This is a genomic window from Enhygromyxa salina, from assembly GCF_002994635.1.
Taxonomy (GTDB): domain Bacteria; phylum Myxococcota_A; class Polyangia; order Nannocystales; family Nannocystaceae; genus Plesiocystis; species Plesiocystis salina_B.
On record NZ_PVNL01000064.1, the window covers coordinates 63,688 to 81,504 of the forward strand.

Sequence of the window (17,817 nt, forward strand, 5' to 3'; positions counted from 1 at the left end):
GCTCCCAGCCGCGTTTGATTGTATCCCAGCGCTATCGACGCTCAGCCGCTGTTCTCGATGTCCAATTATGTCCCAGCCGCGCGCTCGCTTTCGCAGGGGAACGGCGGTTCTCTGAGCGATCTCGCCCCTTTAGAAGGTCGCACTTCATACCCCTGGCAAATGAGGATACATTGCTGCCCACGAGCGAAGTGATGACGCATTCTGAGGCACGAAAAGGGGCCTCGCTCGGCTTCCTCGATGGGTATGACCTCCAGCGGCTGCTCCGAAAGACCCGGAGCACGGCCGTGTATCACGCGTCGCGCAATCGCGACGGCCTCGCCGTCATCGCCAAGTTTTACCTGGCCGACAAAGACGCGACCGACGGCCACTTCGAGCACGAGTATCGGCTGCTGAGCTCGCTCGGGGTCGGCGGTGCGGTCGAGGCCGTGGATCTGGTGCGCGCAGGTCAGCAGCGGGTCCTGATCCTCAAGCGCTTCCCCGGTGTCGACCTCGACAACTTCCTGGGCGGTCGGCCGCTCGACATCGAGACCTTCCTGGTGCTCGCGGTCAAGACGACAGCGATCCTCACCAAGGTCCACGCACGCCGCGTCATCCACCGTGACATCAAGCCCAGCAGCCTGCTCGTCGACCCTGAGACCCTCGAGATCTGCCTCGCCGACTTCGGCATCTCCGTGGCGCTCGAGCGCGACCACCGTGAAATCTACGACCTGGGTGTGCTCGCCGGCACACTCCCGTATCTGGCGCCCGAGCAGACCGGTCGCACGACCCGCGCGGTCGACCACCGCAGCGACCTGTACTCGCTCGGCGCAACCTTCTACCAGATGCTGGCCGGGCGTCCGCCGTTCACCGACACCGAGCCGCTGCGGCTGGTCCACGCGCACCTCGCCCGGGTGCCCCCGTCGCTCCAGCAGCTGCGCCCCGAGATCCCCAAGGTCCTCGCGGCAATTGTCGCGCGGTTGCTCGCCAAAGATCCGATCGATCGCTACCAGTCGGCGCTCGGGTTGCTGCACGATCTCGAGCGCTGCCAGCGAGACCGAAAGGGGTTCGAGATACCCACCTTCGAGCTTGGCCTGGGCGACGCCTCCGCGCGCCTCGAGCTGCCGGATCGCCTGTACGGGCGGGCGGCAGAGGTCGAGCGCCTGTCCGAGGCGTTTGAGCGAGCGTGTGCTGGCCGCGCAGAGTTCCTGTTGCTGCACGGCCCGTCGGGGATCGGCAAGACCGCGCTGATCCAGTCGTTGCAGCCGCAGCTCGCCGACCGCGAGGGCTACTTCGCCGCCGGAAAATTCGAGCAGTTCCGCAGCAACGTGCCGCTGCTGGGCGTGACCCAGGCGCTCTCGCGCCTCGTGGATCGCTTGCTGATCGAGAACGAAGACCGGCTCGACGAGTGGAAGCGACGGCTGAGCGAAGAGCTCGACTCGACCGCCTCGGTGCTCGTGCCGCTGGTCCCCGGGCTCGAGCACCTCTTGGGGGCCCAGCCCGACGCGCTCGAGCTCGGGGCCCTCGAGTCCCGCAACCGCTTGCTCGTCGCGCTGGGTCGGCTCGTGGCCACGATCGCTGCGCCCGAACACCCCGTGGTGTTGTTCCTCGACGACCTGCAGTGGAGCGATCCCATCAGCTTGCGAGTGATCGAGCAGCTGGTGACGGCCAGCGGCGCCAAGGGCCTGTTGGTGATTGGCGCCTATCGCGACGAGGAGGTCGACGACGACCACCCGCTGCGAGCGCTCGCGCATCGCGTCGAAGACACCGTCGAGATCGAGCTCGGGCCGCTGTCCGCGGCGGCCGTGACGGAGCTGATCGTCGACGCGCTCAAGGTCGACCGCGAGCGCGCGACCGAGCTCGCGGGTTCCCTGGCTGGGCGGACCGACAACAATCCGCTCCTGATTCGCCAGCTCCTGGTCTTGCTCGAGCAGGACGGCGCGCTCACCCGCGGCCCGGGGGGCTGGACCTGGAGCGCCGACGCCGTCCGCAAGTCGGGGATCCCCAGCGACGCGCTGGGCATGATCAAGGCCAAACTCGAGCGGCTCTCGCCGGCGTTGCGCGAGGTGCTCGCGGCGGCGGCCTGCGCGGGCAGCCGGTTTGACCTGTCTGGGCTGGCGGCCGCGCTCGAGCGACGGCCGGCCGACCTGCTCCCCGACGTGGTCTCGCTGGCCGACGAGGGCCTGCTGACCCTGTCGGACTCGGTCGTCTGCTTCACCCACGATCGCATCGAGGAAGGCGCCCGGCACTGGCTCGACCGCGATCGAGAGCGCCGCTACCACCAGCGGATCGGCCGGTTCCTGCGGGACACCGTGCCTGAGGCCCAGCTCCACGAGCGGGTCTACGACATCGTCGATCACCTCAACCGCACGATCGAGACCGAGACCGACCCCGAGCGCCTGTGGGAATTGGCCGAGCTCGACCTCCTCGCCGGCCAGGCTGGACTCCGGGCGTCGGCCTCGACCATGGCCGCGCGGCACCTCGAGGCCGGGCTCCGGGCGCTCGAGCGCGCCGACGCCTCGTGGAGCGGAAAGTCAGTGGCCAAGGTGATCGGGCGAAGCGACGCGCTCGCGCTCTCGCTGGGTGTCCAACATGCTCGCTGTGTCTCGCTGATGGGGGACTATGAGCGGGCGTCCGCGCTGTTCGACGAGCTCATGAACGACGCGCTCAGTCCGCTCGACTACGCCAACGTCGCGCTCATTCGTCTCGACGCGTGCACCATCGCTGGCCGCCAAAAAGATGCGATCCGCTGGGCCCTCGCGGGGCTCGACAAGCTGGGTGTCCGGCTGTCCCCGTCGCCGGGGCCCCACGTGGTCATCACTGCGCTGATCCGGATGAAGTGGGCGTTTCGGGCCAAGGTCCGACCGTCGCTCGATCAGCTGAGCTCGTGCGAAGATCCATCGGCGCGCGTGCGCATGGAGCTGCTGGCGAAGCTGGTGGGCCCCGCGTATGTGGTCGGCGGCACGCTGGTCCCCGTCATCATCAGCTTGGCGGCGCTCGAGAGCCTGCGGATCGGGCGAACCTCCAGCTTTTCCTATTACTTGGCGTTGGTGTGCATGTTGATGGCCGGCGCGCTCGGGGACCACCAAGGCGCAGCCGAGCTCGCTCACCATGCACTCGAGCTGATCCACGAGCCGGGAGCGACGCGCCGCGGCATCACGGTCTTGCTCGCGCACAGCATCGTCCTGCACTGGACGCGCCCGTACCCCGAGTGCTTTACGGGGGTCCAGTCCAGCTTCGAGCTCGCGCTCGAAGAGGGCGATCTCGAGTACGCGACCTACGCGACCCTGCACCGGGTCGGCTACCAGTCTTCCATGGGCCGCCCGCTCGACGTCGTGCGTGTCAACGCCCAGGAGGCCGCTCGGTTCGCGAACAACACGGGCATGGTCGAGTTCGCCGACGCGATCCGCGTCCGGGTCCGCATGTCCGAGGCCCTCGAGGGCACCGAGGTGCTCGACGACTTCGACCCCGACAGCTTCACGCTGCTGTACCCGCGCTGCGTGGCCGTGAACTGGGCCATGCAGCCGCTGGTGTTTCTCGGCCAACCACAGCGCGCCCTGGCCCTGTCCGAGTCCGTCGTCGACAAGGTCGGCGAGGGTCTGTTTGGGTTCTACCTTCACCCCGAGTTCGTGTTCTACCGGGGTATGGCCGCGGCCATGTCGCTCGACGACGCCCGCGAGGATCAACGCCGCGGCCGTCGTCGGATTGTTCGCGCGAGCCACCGAAAGCTGCGCAAGTGGGCCGCGGTCTACAGCGGCAACCTCGGTCCCCACGCGCTGCTGCTCGAGGCCGAGACCGCGCGCACGGACGGTCAGACCGAGCGGGCCCAAGATCTCTACGAGCAGGTCGCACACGCGGCCCACGAGCAGTTTCCCCAGATCGAAGCGCTGGCGTGGGAGCGCCTGGGACACCTCATGAACGCACGCGGCTGGGAGGGCCTGGCCCACACGCCCATGATGCGCGCGCACAGCCTGTACGAGGCCTGGGGCGCGACCGGCAAGGTCGCCCAGATCGAGCGGGACTTCCCCGATCTTCGGTTCTTGTCCACGACCACGGCGATCCCCTACAACATCAACGAGACCGTCTCCACGACGACCACGGCGATGAGCGCCTCGCTCGACGTCGCCAGCGTGCTCAAGAGCACGCTGGGGATCACGCGCGGCCAGAGTCACGACGAGGTCGTCTCGCGGGTGCTCGCGGCAGCCATCGAGAACGCTGGGGCCCAGCGCGGCGTGCTGGTCCAACAGATCGACACGGTGCTCTACGTCGTCGTCGAGAACGACAACGAAGGCTCGACCGGACGGGTCCGTGAGCCCATCGCCCTCGCCGAGGCCGACGCCATGTTGCCGACCTCGTTGGTTCGTCTGGTCGCGCGCACCCGCGAGCCACGGATCATTCACGACGCGCGCGCAGATCTCGACGTCCGCACCAACCTCGCCGAGCCGCCCAGCAAGGTGTTGTCGATCGTCTGCATGCCGATCCTGACCCAGAACCAGCTGGTCGGCGTTCTCTACCTCGAGAACCGCCTCGTCACTGGCGTGTTCACGCCGGACCGCCTCGAGATCCTCGAGCACCTCGCCGCGCAGGCGGCGATCTCCTTGCAGAGCGCGCGGTTGTTCGACGAGCTGCGTGGCCGCGAGGCCCAGTGGGCCTCGCTGGTCGAGCACGCACCCGACAACATCGCGATCGTCGATCGCCACGCGAGCATCATGTTCATCAATCGCGGCGTCGTCGATCGCGGACGCGGCCTCGTCAACGAGGGGCGCGGTCTCATCGGCACCAGCATGACCTCGCTGTTCGCCCCCGAGTACCAGGAGCGAGTCGCGGCCGCGATCACCAAGGTGTTCGACTCGGGTGAGCATGACAGCTTCGAGGCCGAGGTCCTCGGCCAGGGCGAGGACCGCCGCTGGTGGACGACCCGTCTGAGCCCGATCCTGCGCGGCGGCGAGGTCATGCGCGTCACCTTGATCAGCAGCGACGACACCGAGCACAGGCAGCTCGAGGGCCAGCTCAGGCAGTCGCAAAAAATGGAGGCCGTCGGCGCGCTCGCGGGTGGCGTCGCCCATGACTTCAACAACCTCCTGAGCGTGATCATGGGCAGCGCCGAGCTCGCCCGCGAAGGCCTTTACCCGGCCGCGGACGCGCTCGAAGAGGTCATGGACGCGGCCGAGCGAGCCACCGCGCTGACCCGTCAGCTGCTCGCGTTCAGCCGCAAGCAGTTCCTGCAGCCGCGGGTCCTCGACCTCAACGAGAGCGTCAGCGCCATGAGCAAGATGCTGCGGCGACTGATCAGCGAGGACATCGAGCTGATCCTCGAGCTGCGCGAGGGCATCGGCTGGATCCGCGTCGACCCGGGCCAGCTCGAGCAGGTCGCGCTCAACCTGGTCGTGAACGCCCGCGATGCCATGCCCGAAGGCGGCGAGATCCGGGTCCGCACCTCGCAGAGCGAGCTGAGCCCGGCCAAGATGTGGCGCCACGAGAACCGCGAGCCTGGCGTGTACGTGATGCTCGAGGTCTACGACACGGGCGCGGGCATGGACGCGGCCACCCGCGAGCGGATCTTCGAGCCCTTCTTCACGACCAAGGCGGCGGGCAAAGGCACCGGGCTGGGGCTCTCCACCGTCCACGGCATCGTCAAGCAGAGCGGCGGCTTCATCGAAGTGCAGAGCGAGCTCGGCGTGGGCACGATCTTCTCGGTCTACCTGCCGGTGGTCGATGCCTCGCTGGACCCGACGAGCGCCAACCTGTCCGATGAGCTCCCCGGCGGGCGCGAGACCATCTTGTTGGTCGAGGACGACGCCAGCGTTCGCAAGCTGATGACCACGATCCTCACCCAGCAGGGCTACATGGTGCTCGAGGCCGCCAGCGGCGAGGACGCCCTGAAGATCGCCGCCGAGAGCGACTGGATCGACATGCTGCTGACCGACGTCGTGCTGCCGGGGATCAGCGGCAGCGAGGTCATCGACGAGGTCTTGAAGAAGTTCCGCGACATGGCGGTGCTGTATGTCTCCGGCTACACCGAAGACGCGATCAAGGGGCTCGACGAGCACAAGGACCCGCGGGCGTTCCTGACCAAGCCCTTCACCCGCGACTCGCTCGCCCGCAAAGTCCGCGAAGCCCTGGACGAGTGAGATGAGTTAGCCCCGTGGGCAGCGGGCTTGGGTATGCTTGTCGGGATGTCGAAGCTGCGCGCGCTGTTGGTGGTTCTGATTGTTGCGCTGTTTAGCGTTGGGTGTCGGGGGGACGTGGGCGCGAGCGCGAGCTCGGCCGCCGCCCGCGATGGCGCCATGACCAATGAGCAGGTCCGCGACTGGTACAACGCACAGGTCGCGACGATCCCCGAGCAAAATCAGGCGTGGCTGGCCGAGGGTCTCAGCGCCGAGCTGCGGGCGCAGCGGGCCTACGCGATTCGCCACGACGCGCGGATCGAGGCGCGCAACAAGATGTCCAGCGAGGCCGAGGTCGAGCAGCTGCGGGCCCGCGATCAGGCCAAATATGGCGACCCCGACGGACCGACCTTCGAGTATCTCGTCGACAAGAACCGCGGCAAAGGGCTCGAGGGTGACGCGATCTATGAGGCGATCATCGAGAGCTCTGCGCGAACCGATGAGCAGACCAACGCGCGATTCCGGGGAAAATAGGGTCTGACCCGGGGCGGGCCCCCAATTGCGTGAATGTCGCAGGGTCTGAGTGCCAGATTTGTGCTGCGCGACGCTCGATTTCGCGAGACAGTCCCGCCATGCGAATTTCATGGCTCGTCAGTACGACTACGATTCTCTTGGCGCTGAGCGTGGGCTGCGGTGACAGCGGCGGGACTGGTTCCGACGGCACCGGTACCGATGGCACCGCTGGCACTGCCGACACTGGCGAGTCCAGTGCTAGCAACTCGGGCGACGGCGACGGTGATCCCTCGACTGGCGATGGCGACGGCGACCCGGCCGGCGACGGCGACGGTGACCCTGGCTGTGTGGTCGGCTCCGACGGCTGCCCGTGCACGCCCGGAGGTGGGTGTGACCCGGGCTTGATGTGTGACGGCGGCGTGTGTGGTCCCGCGACGGGCGACGGCGACGGCGATCCCACGGGCGACGGCGATGGCGACGGTGACGGCGATGGTGACGGCGATCCCACGGGCGACGGCGACGGCGATGGCGGCGAGCCTTACGGTCCGTGCCCGAGCGGTGACGATGCCGACTGCGCCCCGGGTGAAGTCTGTGCAACCGGCTCCAGCCAGGGCCAGCCGTGGAGTCTGTGCTCGACGCCGTGCCAGGGCCAGATGCAGTGCGACGTCAACAATCAAGACGGCTGCGCCGACCTGCCTGGCGACGGCCAGAACTCGGGCTGGTGCTCGCCCGTGATCAACTGCAGCTTCGGCAACCCTTGTCCAATGGACATGGAGTGCTTCCCGGGCTTCCAGGGCAACACGCCCGTGTGCATGTGGCCTGATCCCTAGGCCCAGGTCCATTTGAGGATCTCCGATGGGGTGCGGCCGCACCCCGTCGACTCGAATCCTGCTACTGGGCCAGCGTCTGCGCGAGCTCGACGAGCTCGAGGGCCAGCGGCTTTTGCTTTCCGATCACGTCAGCGAGCGGCGTGGTCACCAGCTCATTGCCGCGCAGGCCGACCAGCACCCCGTTGTCTCCCCGCTCGAGGCACTCGATCGCGTGGGCCCCAAACCGGGCGCCCAGCAGGCGATCGAACACCGTCGGCGTCCCGCCGCGCTGGATGTGGCCGAGCACGGTCACGCGCATGTCGAAGCGCACCCGCTCGCGATGGTCACGCTCGAGGATCGTCGCGAGCGCGGCCGCGTCATAGCGCGCCCCCTCAGCGACGATCACGATCGCGTGGTGCTTGCCGCGGTCGTACGCGCTCGCGATCCGCTGCGCGACCTCGTCGGGACCGAGGTCGGTCTCGGGCAACACGATCGCCTCGGCCCCGGTCGCGAGCCCAACGGTCAAGGCGAGGTAGCCACACGAGCGCCCCATGACCTCGACGATCGACGCGCGGCGATGCGAGCTCGAGGTCACGCGGAGCTTGTCGACCGCGTCGACGGCGACGTTGGCTGCGGTGTCGGCCCCGAGCGTGATGTCGGTGCCCTCGAGGTCGTTGTCGATCGTCGAGGCCAGCCCGATCACCGACAGGCCCTGCTCGTGGAGCGCGTGGGCGCCAGCTTGCGACCCGTTGCCACCGATGACGACCAGCGCGTCGACACCGAGCGCGGCGAGGTTGGCGATCCCCCGCGCGCGCACGCTGGCGTCATGGAAATCTTTGCAGCGAGCGCTGCCCAACACCGTGCCGCCGAGGCCCAGGATCCCGCCGACGTCGCGCGCGGTCAGGCGGCGGATCTTGCCGTCCTCGGGCGGCGCGATCAGTCCAGCGTAGCCCTCGCTGACCCCGTAGACGGCCCATCCCAGGGCGAGGGCGCTGCGCGTCACGGCGCGTATCGCCATGTTCATGCCGGAAGCGTCACCTCCGCTGGTGAGCACTGCGATCGCCTTGCGTTGGTCTTGCACCGCGCAGGCTTACACGGCTCGCGCCCGAGAGAAAAGAGCTACCCTCGCGCTCGAGCATGAGCGACAGCGTCGATTCAATCATGAACCACGAGGTCTACACCGTGCGCGCCCACGAGCCGTCCGGTGAGGTGCTGGCCATGATCCTGACCCTGGGCATCACGGCCGCGCCGGTCGTCGACGAGCGCCGCGTCCCGCTTGGGCTGGTGTCGCTGCGCAACCTCGCCCGCGCCAAGCGTGACGAGCCCGTGTCCAAGCACATGACCACCCCGGCGGCCACGGTCGCGCTCAGCACCACGATCGAGCAAGCCGGGATCGAGATGGGGCAGCTCCGCTACCACCACCTCGTGGTCGTCGACGATCAGGGCCGCGTGTGCGGGTTCCTGTCCTCGCTCGACGTGATCCGCGGCCTGGTCGGGCTGCCGCCCTCGCACCCGCCCGCGTTCCCCCACCAGGAGCCCGAGAGCGGCCTGAGCTGGTCGCCGACCCTGCCGCTGACCGCACCCAACATTGACAGTGTCGCGCCCGCAGGGCCCGGCATGCTGGTCCTGACCAACGCGCAGGCGAGCGACGACGTGCTGTGGGCCGAGGCATCCAGCGACGTCGCGGCGCGGCTGCGGGCGTTCGTCTCCGGCGCCCACAACCTGCCCGAGCCGGTCAGTGAGCGGCTCACCGCCGGCCAGCTCGGGTTTCGCTGCGCGTCGTTTGCCGGCGCCGAGACCGACGGACCCAGCGTGATCGACGTCCTGTTGGATCGCTAGAAGACGGCCAAGCTCGTGCAACTCGAAGCGCTCATCAAGGCCCTGAGCCAGCCCCAAGCCTACCCATGGCACGACTCAGACGTGGCCGTGGAGGTGATTCAGACCCACATCTCGGTCGTGTTTCTGGTCGGCCGCGAGGTCTTCAAGATCCACAAGCCGGTCGACTTTGGGTTCCTCGACTTCACGACCCTCGAAGACCGCCGCCGCGACTGCGAGGCCGAGGTCGAGGTCAACCAGGAGCTCGCGCCCGGGGTCTATCGCGGGCTGGTCGCCGTCGTGCGCCGCGACGGCGTGGTCCAGATCGATCGCGCGCCCGAGCAAGCCCAGACCGAGGTGCTGGAGTGGGCCGTGTGGATGCGGCGGCTGCCCGAGTCGGCGACCTTCGCCAGCTTGCTCGCGCGCGGCGAGCTCGGCCGCCCGCAGCTGTGGGGCCTCGCGGCCGTGCTGGTCGGGTTCTTTCGCGACGGGGCCGCCCGCGCAGCCGCCAACCCCGATCTGGCCAAGCTCGGCGATCTCGAAACCGTGCTCGAGAACATGCACGAAAATTTCGCGCAGCTCGACTCGATGCTGGACGTCGCCCACGAGTTTGGCCAGCCCGAGCCGATCGATCGCGACCTGCTCGCGCGCCTGCGGGCCGCGACCGAGGCCCAGCTCGCCCGGGTGAGCCCGCTGATCCGCGCCCGCTACGAGGCCGGTGCGACCCGCGACACCCACGGGGATCTGCGGCTCGACCACGTCTACAGCCTCGCCCACGCCAGCCGCGAGGACGCCGACCTGATCGACGACGCCCTGCTCGACGCGGTCCGCGGCCGCGAGCTGCTGATCATCGATCGGATCGAGTTCAACGAGCGGTTCCGCTGGTCCGACCCGATCGCGGACGTCGCGTTCTTGATCATGGACCTGCAGGCCCGCGGCGCCTGGCAGCTCGCTCGCTGCTTCGCCGACGACTTCATCTCGGCCAGCGGCGACGGGGACGACGTCGATCGCCTGCTGCCGTTCTACGCGGGCTATCGGGCCACCGTCCGGGCCAAGGTCGCCGCGATGGCGGCCTCGGAGCCGGAGCTCGGCGACGAGGCCCGCGACCAGGCCCGCGCCAAGGCCGAGGCCCGCGCGCGCCTGGCCCTGGTCGAGCTGTCCAAGCCCAGCGCGCGCCCGTGCATGGTGCTCGTGGCCGGGCTGCCTGGCACCGGTAAGTCCATGCTCGCACGCGCGCTGCGGGAGACCGCTGGGTTCGTGTGGATCCGCGCCGACGAGGTCCGCAAGCGACTCGCCGGGCTCAACCCATTCTCGAGCCAGCGCGGTGAGGTCAACCAGGGCATCTACACCCGCGAGTGGAGCGACCGCACCTACGCCGCGTGTCTCGAGCGCGCCGCCGAGGTCTGCCTCGCTGGCGGCCGGGCCCTCGTCGACGCGACCTTCGTCGCCGCCGAGCGACGCGAGATGTTCGTGCAGGCTGCGATCGGCTGGGGCGTCCCCGTGCACATGTTGATCATGAGCGCCCCCGCGGAGCTGATCCGCGAGCGGCTCGAGGCTCGCAGCGGCGATCCGTCGGACGCCGACTGGGACGTCTACCAGGCCCTGCGCGAGAAGTGGGCCCCGGTGAACCCGCTGCTGTGTCGGTTCAACACGATCGACGCCTCGGGCCCGCCGCGGACCATGCTGTCCGAGTCCATGCGAGCCCTCTCCAAAGTCGGCCTCGTCTAGACGGTTGACTCAACGTGAGTGTGATACATCTGCGCGTCATGACCACGCGCACTTTGATCACCGCCGCTGCTCTCGTCATGCTGTGCACCACCGGCTGCAAGAAGGAAGAGACGACCACCCCGGACGACGCGACCGCTGCGGACGACGTCGACGACGCGGCCGACGACGCGCCGGAGCCGGCCACCAGCGACGACGAGGACGAGGCCCCGGAGCTGCTCAGCAAGGCGAGCTTCGACGAGACCATCACTGACCACTTCAGCGACGTCAGCGACTGCTATGTCGCCGCGCTCGAGACCCAGCCCGACCTCAAAGGGAAGCTCAACGCCGAGTTCACGATCGGCGCCGACGGTGTGCCGACCTCGGTGACCGCCGTCGACGGCAGCTCGATCACCGACGAGGCGCTGGTGCAATGTATCAACGACGCGGCCAGCAATTGGGGCTTCGACCAGCCCGCCGAGGCCGGGATGCGGTTGCGCTACGAGTTCAACCTGGCGCCAGCCGGCTGAGCTGACCGATCTCGTCCGGCCTCGCTGGACACACAACAATAGCAAGAACACGCCGCGCGGAGCGGCGTTTGCTTTGGAGCTGCGCATGGTCGGCGCCCCGAGGGGGGCGATCATTTTTCCGGTGTCGCGGCTGGTGCACCAGTCGCGTATATCCGGGGAGTTGCATTAGGCCGGGTCTCGACACGCATGATCGGAATGTCGCGTGGCGTGCCGCCCTCGGCTGACGCGCCTATATGAACGTTCGCGACAATGATGTTCGACTTCGAGCGGCGCTGGATTCTCAGCCATGCCCGGAATCGGCGCGTGGAGTTGCGAGAAAGACCAAGACAATGCCAACGATCACTCTGGAAACCCTCACCTGTATCCGCGATGGGGACCTCTGGGGCCGCGCCGAGCCCTATATGTGGAACTTCTACTTCGGCCTCGGCTCCCCTCCGATCGAAGACCCAGCGGTCGCCCCTGGCGACAATCTGAAGGTCGCCACCTCGGATCCGCTGCTGTACACGCCGGCGTCTGGACGCCACGGGAACCTCGGTGTCACCAAGGTCGGCCGCGGCCAGACCATCAACATTCCGCCGCCGATCGGGAAGATGACGATCCCGCTCAAGGACCCCAAGATCGGCAGCACGGGCGGCGGACCGACCTCCAACTGGGCGTCGATCGGCGTGATCTCGATGCTGCTCGAGCAAGACTGGTGCTCGAACAGCGGGGTCATGGCTGGCTACGTGGCCATGCGAATGTTGATCGAGAGCCAGCTCAAGCACATGATCAACAACAAGATGGATCAGCCGGTTGGGCGCCCGGCGTTCCAGCCGCTCGACGTCCAAAATGCACTGAGTCCGCTGATGCGCTCGGGCAAGTTCCCCGGCCAGGTCATGGCCTCGGTCATGGGCGCGCAGAGCCTGCTCCAGAACATCGCCTCGTTCCTGCGACCCGACGACGTGATCGGGATGCAGGTCTTCATGTGGGACATGCGTCAATTGACGCCCCCGCCCGCCGAGATCGAGTTCTTCGGGAGCTACAGCCAGCGAGGTCACTGGGAGGTTCGCGGCCGCGTCTCGAACCCCTGAGATCACACACCTGACTGTGAGTGGTGCACCTGGGCGTGATCCCATGTGCACCATTTACGTTTTTAGTCCGGCGCCGCGTCCAGGGCGTTCGCTCGCTGCTCGAGCGTGCGCACGATGTTGGTCATGCGCAGCATCGGCCCCTCGATCCCGGGGAACAGCTCGACCAACGCCAGCAGCGGTCGCACCGGACCCGCGGTGACCAGGACCTGCTTGGCCCCGCGCAGCACCTTCATGACCCCGGCCGCCACCCGCTCGGGCCCGACCTCGCGCAGGGCCAGCGGCGCGCGGATGCCCGTGCGCCCCCACATCCCCGCGGATACGAAGCCCGGGCAGACCACCCCGACGTGGACGCCGGTCCCGTGCAGCTCCAGGCGCAGCGAGGTCGTGAACCCGTTGAGGCCGTGCTTGGTCGCCGCGTAGACCGAGTTGAACGGGGTCGCGCCCTTGCCCGACATCGACGAGATGTTGACGATCGTCCCGGTTCCACGCGCGAGCATGGAAGGCAGCACCCGGCGGGTGAGGTCGATCGGGACCGCGAGGTTGAGGGCGATCTGAGCGTGGACCTGCGCGTCGGTCTGATCGAGCAGCCGCCGGGTGTACTCGACGCCCGCGTTGTTGATCAAGATGTCGATCTCACCCGCGCGATCGATCAAGCTCGCGCGATCGTCTGGGTTGGCGAGATCGGCCGCGATCACGCTGACCTTGGCGCCGGCTCGCTCGCACGCCTGCGCGATCTCGGCGAGCTTGGTGGCGTCGCGGGCTGTCAGCAGCAGCTGGGCCCCAGCGCCAGCGAGCGCGCGAGCAATGTGGACGCCGAGCCCCCGGGAAGCTCCCGTCAGCAGCACCTTGCGTTGATGAAGATCGATCGGCATCGACGCGAAGACTAAACTCGTTGAACCGACTAAGCTCGCGCAGTGAGTGACGAGCCGCGCTGGTGGCTGTACTTGCTGCGATCACCCCGCGGCCGGACCTACGTGGGCATCACCACCGAGCTCGAGCGCCGGGTCGCCCAACACAACGGCGAGCAGGACGGCGGCGCCAAGTCGACCCGCGCTGGACGACCGTGGACGCTGGACCGCAGCTGGGGGCCGTACTCTCGCAGCGAGGCCTCGGCCCACGAGTATCAGCTCAAGCGTCGCCGCGGCGCGCGACGCGGGGCCTGGGAGCCCGAGCCCGACCCGTCCGAGTGAGCACCGTCGTTCTGGCCAGTGGTGATGCTACTCGCACCGCGACGCTAGAAAACCTGCCCACAGTGGGGGGCGAGGCCGTCGACTCGCGCGGCCTGGGATGTAGGCTGGCCCGCATGGCGGCCCAGGAAAGCGCGCAATCCCCGAGTTCGAGTGACAGCCGGGATCGCAGGGGAGAGATCGAGGAGAACGCCGCGATCGACAAGCAAAAGCCGTGGCGTCGGCTGTTGCGACTGTTCCGCTACACCCTCCCGTACCGCGGTCGCCTGGCGATTGCGATCGGCTCGCTCGTCGTCGGCGCGGCGTTGGGGCTGGTCTACCCCTGGTACTTCGGCGAGCTGCTCGGTGACGCGTTCGCCGAGCAGGACGCGGCCTCGCTCAACCGCAACACGCTGGTGTTGGTCAGCGTGTTCGCGATTGGCTCGGTGTTCACCTTCATCCGCCACTACCTGATGAGCTGGGTCGGCGAGCGGGTGGTCGCGGATCTGCGCCGCGAGGTCCACCGTCACCTGCTGACGATGACCCAGCGCTACTTCCACTCGAACCGGACCGGCGAGCTGCTCTCGCGCCAGTCTGACGACGCGACCCGGCTCCAGAGCGTGATCGGCCAGGATCTCAGCCTCGCGCTGCGCAACATCTTTACCTTGTTCGGCGGCATCGTGATGCTGTTGTTCGTCAGCCCCAAGCTGACCGGCGCGATGTTGCTGGTGGTCCCACCGCTGATCATCGCGGCCAACTTGTGGGGTCGGGTGATCCGCAAGCTCGCCCGGCAGGCCCAAGATCAGCTCGCGCAGGCGGCTGGGCAGCTGCAAGAGGGCCTGTCGGCCGTCGACACCGTGCAGTCGTTCACCCGCGAGGACCACGAGGCCGCGCGCTACGGCGACGGGATCGAGCGCGCGTTCAAGCTGTTCGTCAAGCAGATCCGCGCGCGCAGCTGGTTCATGTCGGTGTCGAGCTTCCTCGCGTTCGGAGCGATCGCCGGGATCTTCTGGCTGGGCGGACACATGGTGATCGAGCGGACCATCGAGCCGGCCGAGCTCGGCAAGTTCTTCATGTACACGCTCGCGGTCGCGGGCGCGGTCGGAAGCCTCGCGGGGGTGGTCGGCAGCTACAACCAGGCGCTCGGGGCCACCGCTCGCCTGTTCGAGATCCTCGACAGCCCGCCGGAGATCGAGGACGCCCCCAACGCGATCGAGCTCGCCAGGCCACGGGGCGAGATCCGGTTCGAGGGCGTGAGCTTCGCGTACGGCGATCGCGACCTCGAGGTCATCCGCGAGCTCGAGCTCAGCATCGCCCCGGGTCAGGTCTGCGCGCTGGTCGGCTCGAGCGGCTCGGGCAAGACCACCATCGGTCGGCTGCTGCTGCGGTTCTGGGACCCGCAGAGCGGGCGGATCACGTTTGACGGTCACGACATTCGCGAGCTCAAGCTCGGCTCGCTGCGCGGGGCGATGGCCGAGGTCTCGCAAGATCCGGTGCTGTTCTCGGGCACGATCCGCGAGAACGTCCGCTACGGCCGGCTCGACGCGACCGACGAGGAGCTGATCGCCGCGACCAAGGCCGCCAACGCCGACGGCTTCGTGCGCGAGTTCCCCGACGGCTACGACACGATCATCGGCGAGCGCGGGGTCAAGCTCAGCGGCGGCCAGCGCCAGCGCCTGGCGATCGCGCGGGCGATCCTCCGCGACCCCAAGGTCCTGTTGCTCGACGAGGCCACGTCCGCGCTCGACAGCGAGAGCGAGCACCTGGTCCAGGCCGCCCTCGAAGGCCTGCAAAAGGGCCGCACGACCCTGGTCATCGCGCATCGACTGAGCACGATCCGCGACGCGGATCGGATCGTCGTCCTCGATCACGGGCAGGTCGTCGAGTCCGGCACCCACACCGAGCTGATGGGCAAGAACGGCAACTACGCGCGCCTCGTCGCCCGCCAGGCCGCGCTCGAGCCCGACCGCGCCGCGAGCTGACGCGACCGGACGGGCTAGTTCGCGCGAGCGCAATTACGGCGTCGTGCGTCCTCGTGCAGGTCGCCACAATGCGCGAGCTGGCGCTCGTCAACTGCCCAAGTGGCGCTAGCCTCGGGACGAAACGAAGGGGCAGACGCCATGAAAACCTCGAATTCGATCCTCTCGACCAGCGTGCTCACCGTGGCACTGGTGGCGCTCGCGGGCTGTGAGAAGTCCGCCGACACTGACATGACCAAGCCGACGGGGCCGGAGATCGGCAAGAAGGCCGACGAGCCGCCAGGCGGCGAAGATCAGCCGATCGCGGTCGATCCCACGACCGCCGAGCCAGGCGCTGACGAGACCGACGCCGCCAAGGTCGACGCTCAGATCGCCCCCACCGTCGACGACGAGTCGGCCAAGGCCTTGGTCGAGACCGGGCGCGAAGTGGCCGCGGCGATCGGTGCGGCCATCGACGCGATCGACGCCAACCAACCCGACGAGGCCAGGGCGTCGCTGACCAAGGCCCAAGAGGGGCTCGACGAGATCAAGGCCACGCGACCCAACATCGAGATCGTGGTCGCAACCTGGCGCGGCAATCGGGGGCTCACGATCGCCAGCACCCAGCCAGCCGTCGACACCGTCCCGCTGCTGGCGATGCTGACCCAGGTCGACACCCATGACGCGGAGGCGATCAAGGCCCGGCATGAGCTGCGCAAGGGGCAAAACAGCAAGTCGGTCAGCAACGCCGACAAGGTCGATGATCTCGGGTTGGTCGACGCCAATCTCATCTATCAAGAACTCGACATGCCGATCGCGGCGACCGAGATTCATGTGGCCGAGGCGCAAGAGTTGCTCGATCAGGCCAAGCCCGCGCAAGCCAAAGAGCTGCTGGTCCGTGCGGTCTCATCGTTCGACGTGATCCAGCGCGTGGTCGGGGCGCCCGAGTACAAGGCCTACCGGCTGGTGAGGGACGCACAAGCTGCGTTCGCACGGGGGGACGCGAGCAAGGCCCAGGAGCAGCTCGACATGGCGGCCCAGCTGCTCGAGCCGCTTGGCCAGGACCAGCGCGATCCGCAGAGCCAGAAGCTGGTGACCATGCTGCTCGAGGACCTCGCGCCGCTGCGTGGGAAGCAACAGACGGGTGACACGCCTGACCAAAAACCGGAGGGCACCAAGCCGGAGGCCACCAACCAGCTCGACGCGTTTCGCCGGGTCGAGCGCCACGCGATGAGCTTGGTGCGGCGCGCGGCCATGCGGTCAGTCATGGAGTCCCGCCAGGAGCAAGAATTCCTGGCGTTGGCCGACGCGCTGATGTGGCTCGAGATCGCGGAGTCCGAGGGCGTGCTCGACCAGGCGCGCAACGAACGGGCGGGAACTCACCTGATGGAGGCGAAGGCCGTCCTCGCCAGCGCGCGTGACAACGCCACGCCCGCGGCCAAGCCGAAGTTCGATGATCTGCACGCGAGGGTCGAGAAGTTGACCAAGCTGGAGTCCGCGACGCCGCGCCAACCTGACGCGATCGAGTCCGAGCTTCGCCGGATCGGCTTCGACCTGCGCATGATGATGCTCGACCTCGGGATGGCGCCTGCGGACCAAGATCGGGACAAGACCAAGCGTGAGGACAAGCCCAAGGCCAAGACGCCACCCAAAGCCGAGCCGAAGGACGCGAACCAGCCGGCCGCGAACAAGCCGGCCGCGAACAATCCGGCCGCGAACAAGCCGGCCGCGAACAAGCCGGACGGGAGTCAGGGCTGATCAGCGCTCCGCGTGGACGACGAGGGCGACCGCGTCGGCCTTGCGCGAGACCACGAGCACCCCAAACGTGATGACCTGGTCGGCGTCGCGGATCTCGATCTCGTGCCGCCCAGGCTTGACGCCCCGCTGCGCGTGCTGCCCCTCGGTGGCCAAGTAGCGGCCATCCACGAACACGCTCCCGCGCCCGCCCTCGACCACCACGTTGAGCGTCACGTCCTTGCGCTTGCGGTTGGCCTTCTCTTCTTTTTTTCGCTTGCCGCGGCTCAGGCGTTCGCCGGACTTCCACGTCCCGGCCCCGCCGCCAGTGCCGTACACGCAGACCTGCTCGCCGCAGTCGTCGTCGGTGTCGGGAGTGGGCGCGAGCAAGAAGGACAGCGCGAGGGCGGTTGCGATCGTGAGTTGCCCGAGCAT

General features: G+C 68.2%; 13 protein-coding genes. 10 read left to right on the forward strand and 3 right to left on the reverse strand.

The genetic code is table 11. The features are described from left to right. Positions 1-191: 191 nt before the first annotated feature. The 3 genes from ENSA7_RS17285 (at position 192) to ENSA7_RS45775 (ending at position 7,426) form a co-directional block, all read left to right on the forward strand. Positions 192-6,107 carry an AAA family ATPase gene (locus ENSA7_RS17285; protein ID WP_106090401.1) on the forward strand — a complete coding sequence of 1,972 codons (5,916 nt, stop codon included), beginning with the start codon at positions 192-194 and terminating at the stop codon, positions 6,105-6,107. Positions 6,108-6,152: 45 nt separating this feature from the next. After that, positions 6,153-6,617, forward strand: coding sequence for a hypothetical protein (locus tag ENSA7_RS17290; protein ID WP_244923830.1), 465 nt, complete (start codon positions 6,153-6,155; stop codon positions 6,615-6,617). Positions 6,618-6,715: 98 nt separating this feature from the next. Beyond that, positions 6,716-7,426: a hypothetical protein gene (locus ENSA7_RS45775; protein WP_181233830.1), complete on the forward strand. Its 711-nt coding sequence runs from the start codon at positions 6,716-6,718 to the stop codon at positions 7,424-7,426. A gap of 61 nt (positions 7,427-7,487) precedes the next feature. Here the strand turns inward: ENSA7_RS45775 and ENSA7_RS17300 are convergent, their stop codons facing one another. Then, positions 7,488-8,486, reverse strand: a complete 999-nt coding sequence (locus tag ENSA7_RS17300; RefSeq protein WP_244923831.1) for an ATP-dependent 6-phosphofructokinase — start codon at positions 8,484-8,486, stop codon at positions 7,488-7,490. Between the two features lie 56 nt (positions 8,487-8,542). On the opposite strand from ENSA7_RS17300, the gene ENSA7_RS17305 reads away from it, so the two are divergent. From ENSA7_RS17305 to ENSA7_RS17320, 4 genes are all read left to right on the forward strand, one after another. Continuing rightward, positions 8,543-9,244, forward strand: a complete 702-nt coding sequence (locus ENSA7_RS17305; RefSeq protein WP_106090403.1) for a CBS domain-containing protein — start codon at positions 8,543-8,545, stop codon at positions 9,242-9,244. A 15-nt stretch (positions 9,245-9,259) separates the two neighbouring features. Further along, positions 9,260-10,948, forward strand: coding sequence for a bifunctional aminoglycoside phosphotransferase/ATP-binding protein (locus ENSA7_RS17310; RefSeq protein WP_106090404.1), 1,689 nt, complete (start codon positions 9,260-9,262; stop codon positions 10,946-10,948). Between the two features lie 38 nt (positions 10,949-10,986). Continuing rightward, positions 10,987-11,454: an AgmX/PglI C-terminal domain-containing protein gene (locus tag ENSA7_RS17315; RefSeq protein ID WP_106090405.1), complete on the forward strand. Its 468-nt coding sequence runs from the start codon at positions 10,987-10,989 to the stop codon at positions 11,452-11,454. 329 nt (positions 11,455-11,783) lie between these two features. After that, positions 11,784-12,524 carry a hypothetical protein gene (locus ENSA7_RS17320; protein ID WP_146157801.1) on the forward strand — a complete coding sequence of 247 codons (741 nt, stop codon included), beginning with the start codon at positions 11,784-11,786 and terminating at the stop codon, positions 12,522-12,524. A gap of 62 nt (positions 12,525-12,586) precedes the next feature. Here ENSA7_RS17320 and ENSA7_RS17325 read toward each other — a convergent pair whose 3' ends face one another. After that, on the reverse strand, positions 12,587-13,396 hold the full coding sequence (locus ENSA7_RS17325) for an SDR family NAD(P)-dependent oxidoreductase (protein WP_106090407.1): 810 nt from the start codon (positions 13,394-13,396) through the stop codon (positions 12,587-12,589). Between the two features lie 42 nt (positions 13,397-13,438). Here ENSA7_RS17325 and ENSA7_RS17330 point away from each other — a divergent pair, with 42 nt between their 5' ends. The 3 genes from ENSA7_RS17330 to ENSA7_RS17340 all read left to right on the forward strand — a co-directional run bounded on the left by ENSA7_RS17330 (position 13,439) and on the right by ENSA7_RS17340 (position 17,406). After that, positions 13,439-13,714: a GIY-YIG nuclease family protein gene (locus ENSA7_RS17330; RefSeq protein WP_106090408.1), complete on the forward strand. Its 276-nt coding sequence runs from the start codon at positions 13,439-13,441 to the stop codon at positions 13,712-13,714. A 113-nt stretch (positions 13,715-13,827) separates the two neighbouring features. Beyond that, entirely contained in the window at positions 13,828-15,672 is a 1,845-nt protein-coding gene (locus ENSA7_RS17335; RefSeq protein ID WP_106090409.1) for an ABC transporter ATP-binding protein, read from the forward strand. 138 nt (positions 15,673-15,810) lie between these two features. Continuing rightward, entirely contained in the window at positions 15,811-17,406 is a 1,596-nt protein-coding gene (locus ENSA7_RS17340; protein WP_106090410.1) for a YfdX family protein, read from the forward strand. On the opposite strand, the gene ENSA7_RS17345 is transcribed toward ENSA7_RS17340, so the two are convergent. Next, positions 17,407-17,817: a hypothetical protein gene (locus ENSA7_RS17345; protein WP_106090411.1), complete on the reverse strand. Its 411-nt coding sequence runs from the start codon at positions 17,815-17,817 to the stop codon at positions 17,407-17,409.